This window comes from Pectobacterium peruviense (genome assembly GCF_003312355.2).
In the GTDB taxonomy this organism is placed as follows: Bacteria; Pseudomonadota; Gammaproteobacteria; order Enterobacterales; family Enterobacteriaceae; genus Pectobacterium; species Pectobacterium peruviense.
In genome coordinates this window covers 3,705,899-3,724,775 of the sequence record NZ_CP161826.1, presented here as the reverse complement: position 1 = coordinate 3,724,775, position 18,877 = coordinate 3,705,899, and the positions used below count along the sequence as shown (strand labels likewise).

Genomic DNA, 18,877 nt, shown 5'->3' with positions numbered 1-18,877 from the left:
TGTGTTTCCCCTTACGCCACGCTTTGTGCGCTATCTGCCGGTTTACTGACGGCCTTCAAAATCTGGTCACGCGGGCCATCTGCCACGATGCGTCCGCTATCCATAACGATCACGCGGTCAACCAACCTGAGCAGGGCCGGGCGGTGCGTTACCAGAACCAGCGTACGGCCCGTGAGCCAACTGCTTAACTGGTGAATAACGTGGCCTTCCAACTGCTCGTCCATCGACGCGGTGGGTTCATCGAGCAGCACAATCTGAGGATTACGTAACAGCATCCGACTAAGCAGGATCATCTGCCGCTGCCCGCCGGATAAACCGCGCCCGCCCTCATGAATGATACGATCTAGGCTGGCGGCGTCCTGTTGGATCAGGCTGAGCGCGCCGCTAATACGCAGTGCCTGTAGCAGCTCCTGTTCGGTCGCGTGTGGATTACCGAGCATCAGGTTCTGCCGCAGGCTGCCGAAGAACAGGCGGGAGTCCTGTGACAGGAAACCCAACTGGCGGCGGACATCGGCCGGGTCGATCTGGCTGATGTCGACACCATCAATGATGACTTTGCCGCGCGTCGCGGTCGCCTGATTGGCGAGCAGCTTGAGCAGGGTAGATTTACCTGCGCCGACCTTACCCAGCAGCGCCACTTTTTCCCCCGGCTTGATGTCCAGTTTCACGATCTGTAAAGCCGTATCGCCCTGCTCGGGATCGTAGCTGTATTGGACGTTGTGGAGCTGGAAATGACCCTGAAGGATCGGGCAGTGTGCTATTTTTCCCTCTTCCGGCCGATCCAGCGGTTTTTGCAGTAGATCGTCCAGTCCGGTCATAGCGGTTTTGGCGTGCTGCCAGCGCGAAAAAACCATCGTGAGCTGCATGAGCGGGGCAATGGTACGGGAAGACAGCAGGCTACAGGCCACGAGCGTACCGGTGGTGATATCGCCTGCCAGCACCAGATAGCTACCGAACACCAGCATGCCAGCATAGGTTAACTGCTGGACGGTTGATGCCCAGCCGCTGAGTCGAGCACCCCAGACGCGCTGCTTCATCCCGATTGAGGCACTGACTTCGTGCGTTTGCTCCCACTGGCGCTGGAAGTAGGGTTCAGCCTGCAAGGCTTTGATATCTTCGATCCCTTCAATGGACTCGACCAGCACCGCATTACGCAATGCACTTTCACGCATTCCTTCTTTGGCGAGCTTTGCCATCGGCCATTGCAGCATCAGGCCGGGGATCACAATCAGCGGGATTGCCAGCATGGGAATAAACACTAACGGGCCGCCGATCATCGCCATGATGCCGAGAAACAGAAAGACAAACGGCATATCGGCTGCGGCACCGACGGTCGTTGAGGTCAGCAACTCACGCACCTGATCGATTTCCCGCAGTTGCGAAATAAACGAGCCTGTGGACTTCGGGCGGGCTTCATTTTTTATCGCCAGTGCGCGGGCGAACAGCATCCCTGACACGTTCAGATCGATGCTCTTGCCCATTAAATCGGAGACGACGGTGCGCGACAAACGGATAGCGTATTCGAGGGCGGCAGCCAGCAGCACGCCGAAAAACAGCACCCACAGCGTGGGGATCGACTGCGCCGGGATCACGCGGTCATACACCTGCATGGAGAACAGGATCCCCGCCAGTGCGAGAACGTTACCCACGATAGACGCCAGAGAGATTTCCCCGATCTGCCGTTTTGCTCCGCGAAAATGTTGCCAGAACCAGTGCTTGCGATACGGTTTGACGAAATCATCGATGCGGGAGTCTCGACCACGCTCGGCGATGCCGACCAGCACAATAATGCCCTGACTGTGTTTGATGAGCTCTGTCAGTGCTGCTTCACGCTGAAGATCGCCGCCATCATCCAGCCAGTAGGTGGCGATTCCCTCGTCATTCACTGATTCGATGACTATAACGCCGCCGTCATCGGTTTCCGCCAGCACGGGGAGAATTTTGTTGCGCCAGCGGATCTTCTCCACGTGTCGCAGGCTGATGGTTAGCCCCATCAGGTGGCTGATCTGTTCTAACTGGCGGGCGATGGGAAGCTGTTCATACCAGCTCATCTGCTGGCGTACCGACTGGGCATCGACCACTTGCCCGTAGTGGGCGGCGGCGCGCGCCATCGCGGCAATCCAGATCTCAGTGTTGGTGACTTGTGTCATTTACATTCCTGCATGTTCTTATCCGGCAGGCAAGCCGGCTTACAGCGACGGGAGCGTCTCGCCACTGGCTTGATAACGTTCAATACCCAGCATATCCAGTAGATTATCGACGGCCGCAGCATAGTTCACCGCCGCCTCCCAGCCGTCGTATAACGCGCCGATGCGTGAGGTTTCGGCCTGTAACACGTCTTGTTCGACGCTGAGCAGGTCGTTCAGGCTGCGTTTGCTGAGCTTGTATTCATCCTGATAAACGTTGCGCGTATAGGTCGCGCTGGTGATTTGCTGCTGGCTGGCTTTTTCGCGCTGCTGTGCACCGATGAGGTCGGCATAGGCCGTTGCCGCTTTCTGGTTCATATCCAGCTTCGCTGCTTCGACCTCGGCCTGCGCGGCTTCGCGCGTGCCTGATGCGGCATCAACGCGTGCGCTGACGGCACCGCCCTGATACAGCGGGGCTTCCACAACCAGCTGTAGCTGGTCGTCCCAGTAATTACGCCGATCGGTTTCATAGCGGGTACGCCCCGCCTGTACGGCAACGGTTGGCCAGTGCTGGGCTTCCGCCTGACGAATCCGGTGGCGCGAGGCTTCCTGCTTGGACTGCGCGCTCAACACTGAATTACTCTGCTGGTAAGGGAGCGCTTTGAGCGTGATTTTTTGTTGCAGCAGCACCCGTGGCAGGTCGGGCAGGGCGGTGGGGAGGACGCCGGTCAACACGCTGAGCTGTGCCAGTGAGGAACGTTCCAGCGCTCGATATTGTTCCAGTGTCGCCTTCATGCCTGCGATACGGGTTTCCGCTTGCAGGATGTCAGATTGCGTGCTGAGTCCGGCTTCGGAGCGGAGCGTCGCGATATCTTTTACCTGACTGAGTGAGGTGATATTGCGTTCGGCCGCCTGATTCAGCTCCTGATAGCGTTTGATTTTCAGGTAAGTGAGTAGGGTTTGCTGGCCGACTGTGGTCATGATGCCATAGAGCTGGTAGCGGTAGGCATCTGACAGGCTGTGCTGCTCATCAATGCTGCCGCCTGTCTTGCCGAAATCGTACAGGAGCTGTTTCAGCGTGATGCCTGCGGTGGAGTTGCTGCTCATCGTGCCACCGGTATCACTTTGATCTGACCGGCCGACGTTACCGCTCAGGCCGATTTGCGGAAACCAGGCGCTTTGCGCCACGCGCAGATCGGCGTCGCCGACGCGAATTTGTGCTGAGGCTTGGGCGATTTGCGGATTGCGTGCGAACGCGCGGAGAATGGCCTGCTTGAGATCCAGACTCTCGACCTGTTGTTCTGTTGGTGCGGCGGACCAGTCAAACGCGACGGTCTGAGCGAGCGACGGCGCGCTATAGAAGAAGGGAAGGCTGGTGCAGGCCAGCCCGAGTGCCAGCACATAACGCGGTGTGTGAGTTAGAAAAGTGCGATTGCGCGGAAAAAACATGCCCCTGATAAAAAATCTGATAAAAAATGGTGTGTGCATCAATTGCCCCTGTTTTCATTACTCTTTGTTTTAGTTCCTTTAAAGGAGGGAGAGGGCGCGCTGGCAAAATGCGTTAATACCCCTTCCACTTTCCCTCTTCGTCATATTTCTATGCTGCTGTTGAGGCTGTTTCGTGCGCGATAATGGCGCTATTTTTATGCTACCTCGTAGCACGCGCCCGACTCGGGACGGCTCAAACGCCGCTCGCCCCGAGACCCCAGGCTTTTGGCGGAAATTATGCCGCTGGCGCGGTTCCATCGGTGTTCATGAGCACGATTCGAGCCGCCAGTGACGCGTTCCCTACGCGGCACTGACTTTCGCGGCATCCATGCCGCTCACTCGGTGCTCATGCCCACCGCTGCATAATTTTTACGCCGGGTAACAGTAAAACCTCATCATAAGAGGACTGCCGTTACACCATATTGACGAGCAGCCCTTGCTGCACCAGTACGTCTCCCAGGCTGTTGGCGCTATCCAGCGATGAATGGTGGTAGACATCAAAGTGCTGGCCATCAACATCGCGCTGTCCTACCGTGCTCCAGGCTCCGTCACCCGGGATCAGGTTCACCTTGCTGCCTTCTCCCCCGAGGATCAGCAGATCATCTTCTGGCCGGTCGGTGACGTTCAGGGCGCGGTCGAGATCCAGCGTGATGCTGTTGGTACCGTTTTGGCCTAAATCGAAGATCTCCACGTTGTCGATTTTCAGCCCCAACGCGGTGAGATCCAGATTGAGTTCGATGCCATCCAGAACCAGCGTATCAATGCCGTCGCCCCCATCGATCTGGGTAAAGTCGAGGGTTGAGAGCGTAATAAGATCATCCCCTTCGCCGCCTTCGACATCCGTACCTGTTTGCACACTGCCGTCGGCCAGACTGATGACGACGCCGCCGATGGCATACACGCTGTCATCCACTTCGGTGCTGGCGCTATTGTCGATGGTGGTTGTATCGCTGAGTGCAGCTGCCGCTACTTTCGAGCTGACATGCAGAGTTTGCACATCGGTGCTTTCCTCGCTATCGGTCTGTTCAATAGACAGCGAGGCCACCTGAGCAAGACTGTGATCGTCGACATCCAGTGCCATCATGCTCATGAGCGGCAACCCAAGGGAGACACCGGATGTGAGTCCGGCGGACACCCCAGTAAAGTTACCCGCTTGATCGGTGACGGAAGCTTCAACCGCCGTGCCCAGCAGCGCGGTAAGAATCGCGGCCACGTTGAAAATGTTGATGCCCAACAACGAGCTGGTGAACTGTGCGCTCCATTTGCCATCAGCACCGACAGTCCCCTGTAGCGTTTGACCAAGCAGCGTGACGTTAACTTTTGCACCCTGCTGCACGTAGCGTGATGTCCCGCTGACGGTGACGCCGTTCGCCAACAGGCCAACGGTGTTCCCCACCAGCGACCCCACCGCGTCAATACCCAACTGCGGTAGCTGGTGAGTTTTGACAATGACATTGGCGCTAGTATTGTTGGTATTGCCATAGCGATCGGTGACTTTGACGCCGACGGATAAATTGCCATCGGTAATGTTAAGCAGGTTGGCGCTCGGTACGCTGATGCTCCAGGTGCCGTTGCTGGCGACGGCAGCGCTGACCACGAGTCCACCCACGGTCAGCGTGACATTACCGCCAGCCGCATTGGTCGTGGTTCCGCTGATGATCTGGTTCACGCCAGCTTCAGCTAGATTCAGGTAACCGTCTCCGCCAAACAGGGAACCGAGGTTGATGGTTGGCAACGCGTGAACGCCCACGCCTACCGAGGCACCCGCGCTGGTCGTTTTTCCTGCTGAGTTGGTCAACGACGCGCTGAGAGAGAGCGTTCCGTCCGTCAAACTATTGAGATCGAGTGATGGCAGGCTGACGGACCAGGTCCCGTTGTTTTGCACCACGGCAGAATACGTCTTGGTACCCAGCGAGATCTGGATAGTGGAACCTATCGCATTGGTACTGGTGCCGCTGATGAGCTGACCCGCAGCCGCTTCGACCGCATTCAGCAAACCATCACCGCCAAAGAGCGGGTTGATGGTCAGCGTTGGCTGGGCATTAATCGCCACGCTCAGAGAGCCGGTTCTTTCGCCCACGTTACCCGCAGCATCCACCAGGCGGACGCCGATGTTATTGACACCATCGGTGAGGGCTTTCAGATCGAGGTTAGGAACCGGCAGGCTCCAACTGCCGTTTGCACCGACCGTTGTGGTGTAGGTTTTGCTTCCCAATGTGACATTGAGGGCGGTACCCGCTGCCACATTGGTTGTTGTCCCGCTGATCGTTTGTGCGCTCAGCAGGCTGGTGAGATCCAGCACGCCATTGTTGAACAGCGTGTTAAGCGTGATGGTTGGCGGCAGTATGGCAATATTAAGGCCAGTGCTGATGCCATTGCTGTTGCCTGCCGGATCGGTCACTGTCGCGCTGACGGTGAGGTTGCCGTTGGTCAGACCGGACAATTGCAGCGGCGTTACGTTGGTGCTCCAGGTGCCGTCACTGGCTACGGTGGCGTTCAATGTCAGGGTGCCGATGCGTATCACCACCGACGATCCTGCTATCGCGTTGGTGGTCGTGCCGCTGATCGTCTGCGTCAGCGCCGCCTCTGCGACATTGAGGAAACCATCGCCGCCAAACAGCGAACCAAGACTAATCGTCGGCAAGTTTTTGGCAATAATGTTAATGGCGCTGTTGACTGTGCCAATGTTGCCGGAGGTATTGGTGACGGACACGCCAAGCGTCGCGCTGCCATCTGCCAGTGCGCTAAGATCTGACGGTTGCAGCGTCAGGCTGAATATGCCACCCGCCCCGACAGTAGACAGGAACGTTTTGCTGCCAAGGGTAACGGTAACTTGCGATCCCACACTTGCATTGGTAACCACGCCACCGATTGTTTGTGCCACCACGGCTTCTGCGGCATTGAGGAAGCCATCGCCGCCAAACACCGGGTTCAGCGTAATCACAGGCTGTGTGAAATCGAACTTGATACCTGCACTACCGTTGGCGCTATTGCCCACGGTATCTGTTGCAGTTGCAGCCACAGTGAAATCACCGTTGCCCAACCCTTGCAGAATACCCAATACGCTAGGGGTGACTGCGACACTCCATTTGCCATCTGCCCCGACGACGGCTGTCGCTATTTGTGAGCCTGAGACGCTGAGCGTAATGGTTCTACCAACCAGACCCGTGGCGGTGCCGCTGAGGGATTGGTTGACCAGCAGATCGGTCAGATTGAGCACGCTATCACCAAAGACCGGGTTGAGCGTAATGCTCGGCAGATTCCTGATGATGGTTGGAACGTTGACGATCTGGCTGGTGGTGTTGCCCGCATGGTCGGTGACCGCCACGCCCAGCGCTAAGGTACCATCCTGCAAGGCTTGCAAAGCAAGGGCGGGAACGGACAGGCTCCAAGCTCCGCCAGCGCCGACGGCAATACCGGCATAAATAGTGTTACCTAGCGTCACGGTGACACTCGCGCCCGCGGCGATATTCACATTGCTGACCACGCCGCTGATAATCTGGCTGGTGGCGACATCGGCCGCATTCAGCGCACCATCGGTGAAAGCGACGACGGAATCAATCACCGGCAGGGATTTCAGTACGTCAATGTTAACCAACTGGTTTTTCACATTGCCGTGTGAGTCGACGATATCGACATTCACCTGCAACAGCCCGTTACTTAATCCATTGAATAACGTCGAAGGAAGTGAAACGCTCCAGGCACCGTTGGCGCCCACCGTGGCCTCCACCGTGGTGCCTAACACTGTGACCTGTACTTTCGCGCCCAGATAGTTACCCGTCGCGTTACCACTGATGACCTGCGTCACTAGCGATTCGGCCAGGTTGAGGATGCCATCATTACCGAAGATATCGTTAATACCTGCGCCGAGCGTTTTATTGAGAGCAACGTCCAGCGTGGCATCAACGTGTGTCGTGTTGCCGGATGTATCGGTCAGCGTTACACCGATGACCTGCGCGCCGTCCATCAGGCTTTGCAAATCGACAGACAGCACGGGGATCGTCCAGGTTCCATTTGGGCCGACGGTGGTCGTGCCGGTTAACGGCCCTGCGGTGAGCGTCACGGTGGCACCTATTTCGCCCGTCCCGGTAATCGCTCCGCCTGCCAGCGCCTCTGCCAGTGTCAGAATGTTGTCATCAAACAGCGTGACGCCGAGCAGCGGGATGGCGGTATCGACGGTAACAGCCTGCGTATCGGTGGTGGTATTGCCCGCTTTATCGGTGAGGGTCGCCGTGATGGTGTGGCTGCCATCCGCGAGCTGCGCCAGATCGGACGCGGGAACATTAACCGTCCAGACTCCTGTTACGGAAACCTGCGCGCTGTAGGTTTTCCCATTCAGGCTAATCGAGACAATTTGCCCAGCATCTGCGACTGAGGCGGTACCCGTAATCGCCTGCTCTGTCGTCATTTCTGTGGCGTTGAGCACATTGTCTGACGTAAAGGAGACGATGTTTAATGTTGGGGCAATGGTGTCCACGATAACGGATGTTGTCAGGGTAGCGTCATTTGATGTGGCCGTTACGCTATAGACCCCTGACCAGCAAAGGCTGGCAGAGCTGAAATAGTTGTGCTCCAGTTACCGTTGATGTCGGTGACAATGAAAGGAGGGGTCTGAAGTGCCACTCCGTTAATCGAAACTTGTATGAGTGACATCGCTGACGAAGAACCGATAGAGCGCCCAGAGATCGTGATGTTGCCGCCTATCTCTGCGGCGTTGATGATGTTGTCGGTCGAAATTGGGTCAATGGTCATCACCGTCGGCGGTGGCGTCAGGTTGACGTTAAAGTTAACGCTGGCCGGTGTCGTTGGGTTTCCGGCCCGGTCTTCCGCACTGACGGAAAGGGCGTGCTGTGTATTGGACAGCGCGATGAGCGCCGAAGACGGGATGTTAACGCTCCAGATCCCGCCGGTGAGCACTTTCGTGGTGTAGTCACTGCCATTCAGCCTGACGGTGACATTTTGCCCGACTTCCAAACCGGTTGATGTCCCGCTGACCGCCTGCGTGGTGCGGCTTTCGACATAATCAAGGCCATTCAGACCGGCGAAGGCGGTAATAGAGACCGTCGGGGCGGCTTGTACGGCCAGGATTGCCTGAGAATTCAACGTGCCGCTGTTGCCTATGCTGTCTGTCGCCGTAATGCTGATGTTTTGGGTGCCGTCAGCAAGCAGAGCAAGTTGGACCGGCGTCAACGTTGCCGTCCAGATTCCGCCACTAAGTTGTACGACAAGCGGTTGCCCTCCAAATGTGACATTCACGCTCACCGCGTCACCCGCGTTACCGCTTAGTGTTCTGCCAGCAAGCGTTGCCGCTTCAGCGATACTTAGGTAGCCATCGCCAAACGGTGTATTGAGCGTAATCGCCGGTGGGGTGAGGTCACTGACAAACAAGATTGGTGTCGAACCGACGTTGCCTGCGGCATCAACGGCCGTCACCGTGATGGTATGCTGGCCGTCGCCCAGTGAGTTCAACGCATTCGGTGGCAGCGTAACGGACCAGTTACCTGCATTATCCACCGCCGCAGCGTAGCGAATGCCGTTGAGGTCAATCTCCAGTTTTACACCTTGCCCACTGCCGCCAATTTGCGTGCGTCCAGAGAAGGTGAGTGCTGACGCGGCTTCGGCGCTACTCAGAATGCCATCGACGCCAAACGGCAGCACGTCGACAGTCGGCGCGGGCAGGGTTAATGCTGCACTGATATCGCGTGAAACGCTGGTATTGGTATTGCCTACCCGGTCAGTGACGGTGACGGCAATGCTGTAATTGCCTTGGGTGAAGATCGCCAAATCGGCAGGGGACAGATCTCTGGACCAACTGCCTAGCCCGTCTGCAGTGGCGGTAAAGGCGGTTTCCGCCAGCGTAGTTTTATTGGTCACGGTAACGGTGACGTTTTGACCCACGCCAGTAATGCCGGTTTTACCGGTCAGGCTCTGGATAGCCAGAATTTCGGTGGTGTTAAGAATCCCGTCGCCAAAAGGCAGATCCAGCGTTGCTACAGGCAGGGTTGTCGTCAGAATATCTGCTGTACCTGACGTAGCGCTGGTATTGCCTACGGCATCGGTGATGGTGACCGTAAATGTAGCCGTGCCATCTGGCATATTAATCAGCGTGGTACTGTTCAGTGACAGCGTCCAACTGCCATCGACATTGACTGTCGCAGGGAAGCTGGTGCCGTTGATGCTGACCGACACGGTTTGCCCCACGTTGCTGGTGAGCCCCGTTTGCCCGGATAGCGTACCACCCAGTAACGCATCAGCTTCGCTCAGCTTGCCATCGCCGAAGGGGGTATCCAATGTAGCGACAGGCACACCCACAATCACGCTGGTGAACGTTCCGCCGCCTGTTCCGGTATTGCCTGCGTGGTCAGTCGCGGTCACGTTGATGGTATGTGTTCCATCGCCGAGTGAAGACAAATCGGCGGCAGGTAATGTCACATTCCACTGACCATTGGCCGCAACGGTGGCAGTGTAAGTGTGGGTGAGAGTGCCGTTGGTGATTGAGACTGAAACGCTTTGGCCTGGATCGAGTAGCCCTGTTGTACCCGTTAGCAGTTGATCGACTGTGCTTTCCGCCTGATTTAACGCACCGTCAATAAACGGCGGGGTGACGCTGACGGCGAAATTGGTATTAATGACGATATCCAACGCCCCACTCGCGCTTCCCGTATTGCCTGCGCTGTCAGTGACCGTTGCGCTGACCTGTACGTTGCCATCTGCCAGTATGCTAAGCGCATTGGCGGGGATGGTGGCACTCCATAGCCCTCCCGCCAGCGTCAGGCCCGTCACGGTATAAGCCCCTATGGTGACCTGAATCGCCGTCCCGACGGGCAGATTGGTGTAGCTGCCGCCGATGGTCGTTGCTGTTGCCAGCTCCGAGATATTAAGGACATTGTTGTCATAGAGTGCATCCAACGTCAGCGTCGGCAGAGACTGCGTTTTCAACGTAATATCAATGCTGGTCGCGCTGGCATTGCCTGCACCATCCGTCACGCTGGCTGCTAGCGTTTTCACGCCATCACCCAACGCCAACAGATCGGCCGCTGCAATGGCGATCTGCCAGATACCGTTACTGTCAGCAACGGTACTATAGACAGCCACACCGACTTTGATAGTGACCTGGAGACCCGCTTCGGCCTTGCCGCTCAGCGGTAATCCGGCTAGCGCGTCTGCCAGACCGATATCGCTGGTATCGGCCAGCATGTCGATGGACAGCAGCGGTGGGATGGTATCGACCGTAAACGGATGGGTCGCCGTGGCAGGATTCTGCGCGATGTCATTCACCGCCGCGGTGACGTCTTGGTTACCCTGTGGCAGATTTTGAACATCGCTGGCGGGAACCGTGGTGCTCCAACTGCCGTCAGCGCCAACGGTAGCCATGTAGGTTTTGTTATTCAACATCACCGTCACACGCTGTCCCGTCTGAACATTCGTCGTTGAGCCCGAGATGAGCAAGTCAGATTGGCTATTCTGCGCGCTGATGATGTCATCGCCTGACAGCGTCGCAATGGTGATGCTCGGCAGGTTGGCGGCATCGGTGATGACGGTAATCGCGTGGGTAGCTGAACCGGGGTTGCCGCTTACGTCGGTCACGCTGGCACTCACGGTTTGCTTACCATCAGGCACATTGCCGACATCCGTGGCTGGAACCTGAACACTCCAACTGCCATCTGCACCCACGGTGGCAAAGTAGGTCTGATTGTTGAGGACAAGGGTGACCTGCTGGCCCTGCTCTACATTCTGGCTGCTGCCGGAGAGTGTCAATGGCAGTCCCGACTCTGCCAGATTGAGATAATCATCGTTAGACAGTGTGGCTATTGTCAGAGTCGGTGCTTTAGCTGGGTCGGTATCCAGCGTAATTGTATGGCTGACCGTGCCGGTATTGCCTGCGGCATCAGTCAAGGTGGCGGTGATGGCCGTGATGCCGTTTGGCATGTTTTGCAAGTCGCCAGCAGGCACGGTGACGCTCCAGGTGCCATCGGCTTGTGCCAGCCCTTGATAGATCTGCCCATTGATGATGACGTTGACAATGATGGGGCGACCGCTGTCGTTGATGGGAGATGTACCACTGATTTGCAGCGGCAGCAGGCTTTCTGCGATGTTGATGATATCGTCGATGCCAATCGGGTTGATGGTCAGCACCGGTGGGGTCAAATCAACAGATGCGCCGCCCTGAACGGTGGAGGTATTACCTGCCGCATCGCTGACGGTAACGGAAATATTGAGTAGGCCGTCTGCCAGCCCAGTCAGGGCGGACGATGGCAGTTGAAGGATCCAGTTGCCGCTGCTGTCAACCGTACCGGAATAGACCGTGGTGCCAACCGTGACACTGACGGTTTGCCCTGCTCCGCGCAAGCCCGTGGTACCGGAGAGTGTCTGCCCGGCTTGTGCGTCGCTAAGATTCAGGTAGCCGTTGCTAAATGGCATATTCAGCGACGCTACTGGTGGGTTGTTGATACTGATACCCAACTGCTGTGTACCCGATAGGGCATTGCCAGCCTGATCGACTGCCGTAACATGAACTGTGGTGATGCCATCACCCAGCAGTTGCAAGTCGCTGGGCTGAATGATGGCACTCCAGGTACCGTCTGGCTGCACCTGTGCGGTATAGGTTTTTCCGTTCAATATGATGTTTACATTGGTGCCCGGCGCTACATTGACAGCACCGCCGTTAATCGTAATGCCGTTTGTCGCTTCCAGTGCGTTTAGCTGGTTATCCCCGGTGATTGGCGCAATAGACAGTCCACTTGCATTGGTATTGACCGTGACGGTGCTGCTGGAGGTGGCAGTATTGCCAGAGGTATCACTCACGCTAACGGTAATCGTCTGGTCACCGTTAACCAGCAGGGCCATATCGGCGTCCGAGATCGTGGTGCTCCAGCTCCCGTTTGACAGAACCACGGCAGTATACGGTTTGCCATTGAAGACAATCGTCACCGTCTGGCCTTGTTCTACATTCCTACTGGTGCCGCTGAGTACCTGACTGACTCGTGCTTCCGCACCGTCAATAATGTTGTTACTGGCGAAAGTACCCACCGTGATGACAGGTGCGTTTAACGGGCTGGCATCGACACCAATAGTCTGCGTGGTGGTGGTGGTATTGCCTGCCGCATCGGTCAGACGAGTTACGATGCTGTAATTGCCATCTGACAGGTTGCCCAGATCGGCTGATGGAATGGTGATGCTCCAGGTGCCATCACTACCGACGGTGCCGCTGTAGGTTTTGCCATTCAGCGTCGCGGTGACGGTTTGTCCAGCGCTTGACGGCGAGGCGGTACCCGTGAGCAACTGATTACTCAGCACCTCGGTGCTGTTCAGTACGTTGTCGGTAGCAAAGTTGGCCGCTGTCAACGTAGGCGGCGTACGAGCCACGGTAACATTGCTGGTTAGGGTATTGCTGTTTCCGGCTGCGTCGCTGACGCTAACCTGCAATGTTGTTGCACCATTTGGCAGATTTTGCAGGCCATTCACAGGCAGAGAAATCATCCAGTTACCTGCCGTATCAACGATCCCTGTGTAAGTCACACCGCCTAGTGTAGCGGTGACGATTTGCCCTGGTGAGGCGATACCGGTTGTGCCGCTGAGCGTCTGGATAACGCCAGCCTCTGCGGCATTGAGGATACCGTCGCTGAACGGCGTGTTCAGCGTCAGTATTGGGTTACTGTGGGTAAACACGTCAATGGTACGGCTGCCGCTTAATACATTCCCCGTACTGTCTACCGTGGTGACCGTTAACGTTGACGAACCGTCGGCCAGCGTGCTGACATCTGCCGCAGACACGGTGATGCTCCAGGAACCGTTCGGCTGTATAACCCCACCGTAGCTTTTCCCGTTTAACATGATTGTGACGGCGGTGCCCGTAGCCACGTTCTGGCTGCTGCCGTTGATGGTCAGATCTTGCGCGGCTTCGGTTTGATTCAGTTTGTCATCGCCTGCGACGGTATCGATGGCGATACCGCTCAGGGCGGTATTCACGGTAATCGTCTGGCTGAGTGTTGCCGGATTACCGCTGACGTCGTTGACGCCGATCGTGACGGTATGTGTGCCTTGTGCCAGATGAAGGAGATCGACAGAGGGCACGCTGACGCGCCATTGGCCGTTGCTGTCAACCGTTGTGGTGTAGGTATTGTCGCCGAGTGTAACGGTAACGCGCTGCCCAGCTTCGACATTCAGGCTGCTGCCGCTGATGATTTGTGAAACGTTGATTTCACCACCGTCGATGATGTTATTGAGCGCGATAGCATTGACGGTGAGGAGAGGCTGGTTCGCTGGGCTAGCATCCAGCGTTAATGACCCCGTGCTGGTGGTGCTGTTACCCGATGCCCCGGTCAATGTCGCCGTAACCGTGTAATTGCCGTCAGCCAAAGCCTGGAGATCGGCAGCAGGGATGGTGGTACTCCAGCTCCCATCAGCCTGAATTTGTGCCTGATAATTTTTATTGTTGACGGTGACAATGACGGTGCGTCCGGCATCCATTTGTAGCGCATGACCGGAGATCAGCTGATCGTTCAAACTTTCGGCCGCATTGATGATACCGTCGCTGGTCAGCGGTTTCAGCGTCAGAATAGGGCGAGCCATGTCGACGGTAACATCGCGAGTGCTCGGTATGCTGTTGCCTGCGGTGTCGGTCGCTTCTACACGGATGGTTTGCACGCCGGTTAACAGAGATTGTAGGTCTGCGGCGGGAAGTGCTGCGATCCAGTTACCCTGATTATCCACAGTTGCTGTATAGGTTTTGCCGTTAAGCGTGACAATGACGCTTTGTCCCCCTCCGCTGATGCCGGTTTTCCCTGTCAGGTTCTGCCCGCTGGTCGATTCGATGATGTTAAGTATTCCGTCGCCGAAAGGCTGGTCGATCGTGGGCTGTGGCAGGTTATTAATATGGATATCAATGTTGCGGCTGGCGGTCACTGGGATATCGCCGGGGTTAGCGACGCTGGCGGTAATGGTTGCTGTGCCATCCGGTAACGCGAGCATATCGCTACTGCCGATCGTGATGCTCCAACTGCCGTTCGCGGCAATCGTGCCTGTATAGTTCTTGCCATTGAGCGTAACGGTAACGCTTTCTCCTAGGGTGACGTTGACCGTCGAACCCGAAATGGTCAGCGGCTGTGATGCTTCGAGGCGATTAATCTGGTTATCAATTGCGACAATACTGATAGAGATACTGTCACTGCTGGTGTCGATAGAAGACCATATTTCATGATTCCCGGTGTTCCCTGCCAGATCGGCGATCTGGGCAGAGATAGCTACCATTCCTTCGCTGAGTTCAGCCATATGCTCAGCCGGAATTTCTACACCCCAATTGCCACCACTCTGGATGGTAGCAAAGTAGAATTTTTTGTTAAGGAGAATGGTGGCGACCTGACCTGTTTCCACATTCGAACTGGTGCCCGTCAGCCACTGGCTGACTTTGAGATCCGCCGCGCTGATAAGGTTATTTTCATCAACAAAAGCATTAACGAAGATCGTTGGCTGGAACGCAGGGTCGGCACTCAGCGTAACGGATTTCTCGACGCTGGCGGTATTCCCGACAGCATCGGTTAGCGAAGCGGATAGCGTGTAGCTGCCATCGGTCATGCCGCGCAGGGCGGCGGTGGGTAAATTGATGCTCCAGTTGCCATTGGCCGCAACAACGCCGGTATAGAACTGTCCATCGAAGGTGATAACGACGGTGCGACCTGCTTCGCTGATTGACGCGGTGCCGTTGACGGTCTGGTTGTTTTGCGATTCGACCAGATTGATGGTGTCGTCGCCCGCAATGGTGCCGATGGTCAGGGTCGGGGCGGTGAAATCGGTATGGCTGACAAACGTATGGCCAGCCTGATTGCCCGCGGCATCCTGTGCCGTCACCAACAGTGTGTTATCACCTTCTGGCAACTGCTGGAGATCGGCCGCAGGGACGGTGACTTTCCAGTTGCCTGCCGTATCAACCGTTCCTGTATAAGATTTACCGCCGAGAGACAAGATGACACTCTGGCCCGCGCCGCTGATGCCCGTGTGGCCGGTAATCGTCTGGCTGACCAACGCCTCTGCGCCGTTCAAGGAACCATTGCCGAACGGGGTATCGATCGTCGGTTGAGGCAGAGTATGAATGTGGACGCCGAGAGTGTGAGCGTCGGTTACGGCAACGCCTCCCACCACATTTACGCTAGCGGTTACGGTAGCATTGCCGTCTGACAGAAGCTGGAGATCGGCACTGGGGATTTGCAATGTCCAACTGCCATCTGCCGCAACGGTGGTGGTGTAATTTTTTCCGTTCAGCGTAACGGTAACTGTCTGCCCCGCAGGAACATTGGCGGTATTACCGCTGATCGCCAGCGGTTGAAGGGATTCTGCTCGGCTTAACAGGTTGTCACTGGCGACGATGTTGATCGCGATACTGTCGCCAGACTTGTCTACGTTGATATCCCGGCTTCCGCTCGCTCCGTTGCCTGCTTTGTTATTCACACTAACGCTAATACTGTGTGCACCGTCTGCCAGTAGTGCTATATCCGCCGTTGAAACATTGATGCTCCAGACACCGCCGGATTGCACGGTAGCAAGATAGGTTTTTCCATTCAGGCTAATGGTGACAACTTGCCCAGCCTCTACGTTAGCTGTCGTTCCGCTTAACTGCTGGCTGACTTTGGCTTCCGCACCATCAATAACGTTATCGTCTGCGAAGTTATTGATGGTGATGGTTGGGGCTGTGGTTGCGCCGCTATCAATGGTGAGCGGACGGGTAACCGTTGTGGTGTTGCCCGCGGCATCCGTCAGCGTAACGGTCAGACTTTGGTTACCGTCAGCGATAGCCACTAAATCTGCCGTTGGCAGTGTGACGCTCCAGTTCCCGTCGCTACCGACGGTGGCGGTGTAGGGTTTGGTATTCAGTGTAACGGTGACGGTAAGACCTGCTTCGCTAAGCGATGCCGTTCCACTGACGATCTGATCGACCGCCAGTTCCGCACCGTTGAGGATATTGTCTTGGGCGATGGCTGAGACGGTGAGCGTGGGCGGCGTTGTATCCACGTTGATGTTTTGCGTCACCGTGGTTTCGTTGCCTGCAATATCGCGAACAACAATTTCCAATACGCTAACGTTATCCGATGGCAGGTTTTGCAGCACGTCTTTAGGGATCGTGACCGTCCAGTGCCCGTTGGCATCCACCGTTCCGGTAACATAATACCCGCCGATCGTCAGGCTGACGGTCTGGCCCCTGCCGCTAATTCCGGTTTCCCCGCTGATGACCTGATCCTGTGCTGCCTCTGCTCCGTTTAATACGCCGTCGGTGAAAGGCGGCGTCAGCGTAATGGACGGAAGGGTATTGATGTGTACATCCAGCGTGTGGTCGACGGTGACGGTTTCTCCGCTTATCCCTTGCACGCTGGCAGTAATGGTGTTGCTGCCATCCGTCAGAGCAAGCAGGTCGGCGCTAGGGATGTCCACAGACCATTTGCCATCTGCCCCCGTTGTTGCGGTGTAGGGCTTTCCGTTCAATGTGATGGTAACCGTTTGACCCGCAGCAACGTTGGCCGTCGTGCCATCAATGGTTAGCGGCTGTCCTGCTTCCACGGCATTCAGGCGATTATCAAATGAGATGATACTGATGTTAACCGCTTCAGCGCTGGTATCCACCGTGATGGTTTGTGGTGGTAGCGTAGTGGTGTTGCCTGCTTTATCCGTTAGTGACGCAACCAGACTGTAGGAGCCGTTAGTCAGCGCCTGGATATCGCCGGAGGGAATGAAAACACTCCATGCACCATCGCTCTCTACGGTGGTGGTATAGGTGATACCGTTGAGTGTCACTGTCACTGTCTGGCCGACATCCGACAGGGAAGCCGTACCGGAGACAAACTGTGAGGATTGCAGTTCGTCGGCGGTGAGCAGATTGTTTCCGGTAAAGGGTAACAGGGACAGTTCCGGCGGTGTGGTGTCGACAATAACGGTGCGGCTGACCACGGTAATATTACCGGCATTATCGGTAACCGTGAACGACAGCGCGTGTTCACCTTCGCTCAGTGCGCGCAGGTCCGCCGCAGGAACGGTCAGGGTCCAGCTACCGGCTGCATTAATGGTGGCGCTATAGGTTTTCCCATTTAGCAAGATAGTGACTTGATGGCCCACCTCACCCGTTCCGTTGAGGACCTGGCCGTTTGCCAGCTCTCCGACGGTGAGATAATTATCACCCGTGAATTTATCAACGGTTAAATTTGGTGGCAGGGTATCAATGGTGAGATCGAGGGTTCTTTCATGGACGACGCCGTTCGCACCCGGCACGCTCACTTTTAATGCGTAAATGCCGTCTTCCAGCCCAGTAAATGCATCCGCAGGTAGCGTAAATTGCCAACTGCCATCGGCGGCTATCGTGGTGGTATAAACCACGCCATTCAACGTGATGGTGACCGTTTGCCCTGCGCTGACGCCTGTTGTTTTCCCACTGAGGATATGAGGTTGGCCGATTTCCGTACGGTTCAGCCCATTATTTCCCGCGAAGGTATCAATGGTTAAGGGGGCTGGAGCAGGAGCCGGTGTGGTGTTGTCATCGCTCGATGAGGCAACGGCGACCGCGACCCCTGCAACAGCAGCTCCGCCGAGAGCGATAGCACCGAGAACGCTGCCCAACGTGGCGGTCGATAGCGTGCTGGCGGTGCTACCGATCAGTAATGACGTCATATCACCCAGTGCAGCGTATTCTGGCGTAAGGGCAATGGCTTCTGCTGTAAGTGCGGCCCCTTCTGCGGCTGCTGCGCCGGAGAACTGCGCATGGATGAGCCGAGTACCATCATCAAAAACCAGTTCACTGTGGTAGCCAGCCGCGTCCAGCGTGAAGAAGCTTTCATAGCGGACGGTTGTGCCGTCTTTCATGTGCAAGATAAGATCGTTGCCGACGCGCTCATAGCGAGACACGATGTCTGGTGTGGCATTGATTCGAACGGTGCTGCTTTCCAGCAGCTCGACATTTGTTGCTCCCTGAGGGACTGTACTGATGAATTGGCCACCGTTACGTGACAGGATATTTGTATTTCCCGAAATAATATTCATATCTGACATGAAGTAGCCTCTTACTTATCTGCAACCATTGTCTGATACCTCTCCCAGCAAATTGAGTGCCGTAGTGGATAGGTATGGGTATATGCGCAACCAAAAAGAAGGGCGCTAAAGCTGACCTGGTTCAGAAACAAAAACAGTAAGAGTGGCTAAAGATACGGTGTGCTATCACTCTTTTACGGGGATTAGGCCATCGGGATGATATTCATCCAATTCTTGATATTTATAGGTGCGGCTTA

Annotated in this window: 4 protein-coding genes; all 4 read right to left on the bottom strand. The window is 56.2% G+C overall.

Annotation, left to right across the window (positions count from 1 at the left end):
- Nucleotides 1-11: 11 nt before the first annotated feature.
- The 4 genes from DUT67_RS16795 to DUT67_RS16780 all read right to left on the bottom strand — a co-directional run bounded on the left by DUT67_RS16795 (nt 12) and on the right by DUT67_RS16780 (nt 18,641).
- The gene (locus DUT67_RS16795) at nt 12-2,150 is read right to left on the bottom strand and encodes a type I secretion system permease/ATPase (protein WP_113627592.1); all 2,139 of its coding nucleotides are present in this window, start codon (nt 2,148-2,150) and stop codon (nt 12-14) included.
- Nucleotides 2,151-2,189: 39 nt separating this feature from the next.
- Nucleotides 2,190-3,614, bottom strand: coding sequence for a TolC family outer membrane protein (locus DUT67_RS16790; protein WP_113627591.1), 1,425 nt, complete (start codon nt 3,612-3,614; stop codon nt 2,190-2,192).
- Between the two features lie 412 nt (nt 3,615-4,026).
- Nucleotides 4,027-8,091: an Ig-like domain-containing protein gene (locus tag DUT67_RS16785; protein WP_223254590.1), complete on the bottom strand. Its 4,065-nt coding sequence runs from the start codon at nt 8,089-8,091 to the stop codon at nt 4,027-4,029.
- A gap of 41 nt (nt 8,092-8,132) precedes the next feature.
- The gene (locus DUT67_RS16780; RefSeq protein WP_223254589.1) at nt 8,133-18,641 is read right to left on the bottom strand and encodes an Ig-like domain-containing protein; all 10,509 of its coding nucleotides are present in this window, start codon (nt 18,639-18,641) and stop codon (nt 8,133-8,135) included.
- Nucleotides 18,642-18,877: the final 236 nt, after the last annotated feature.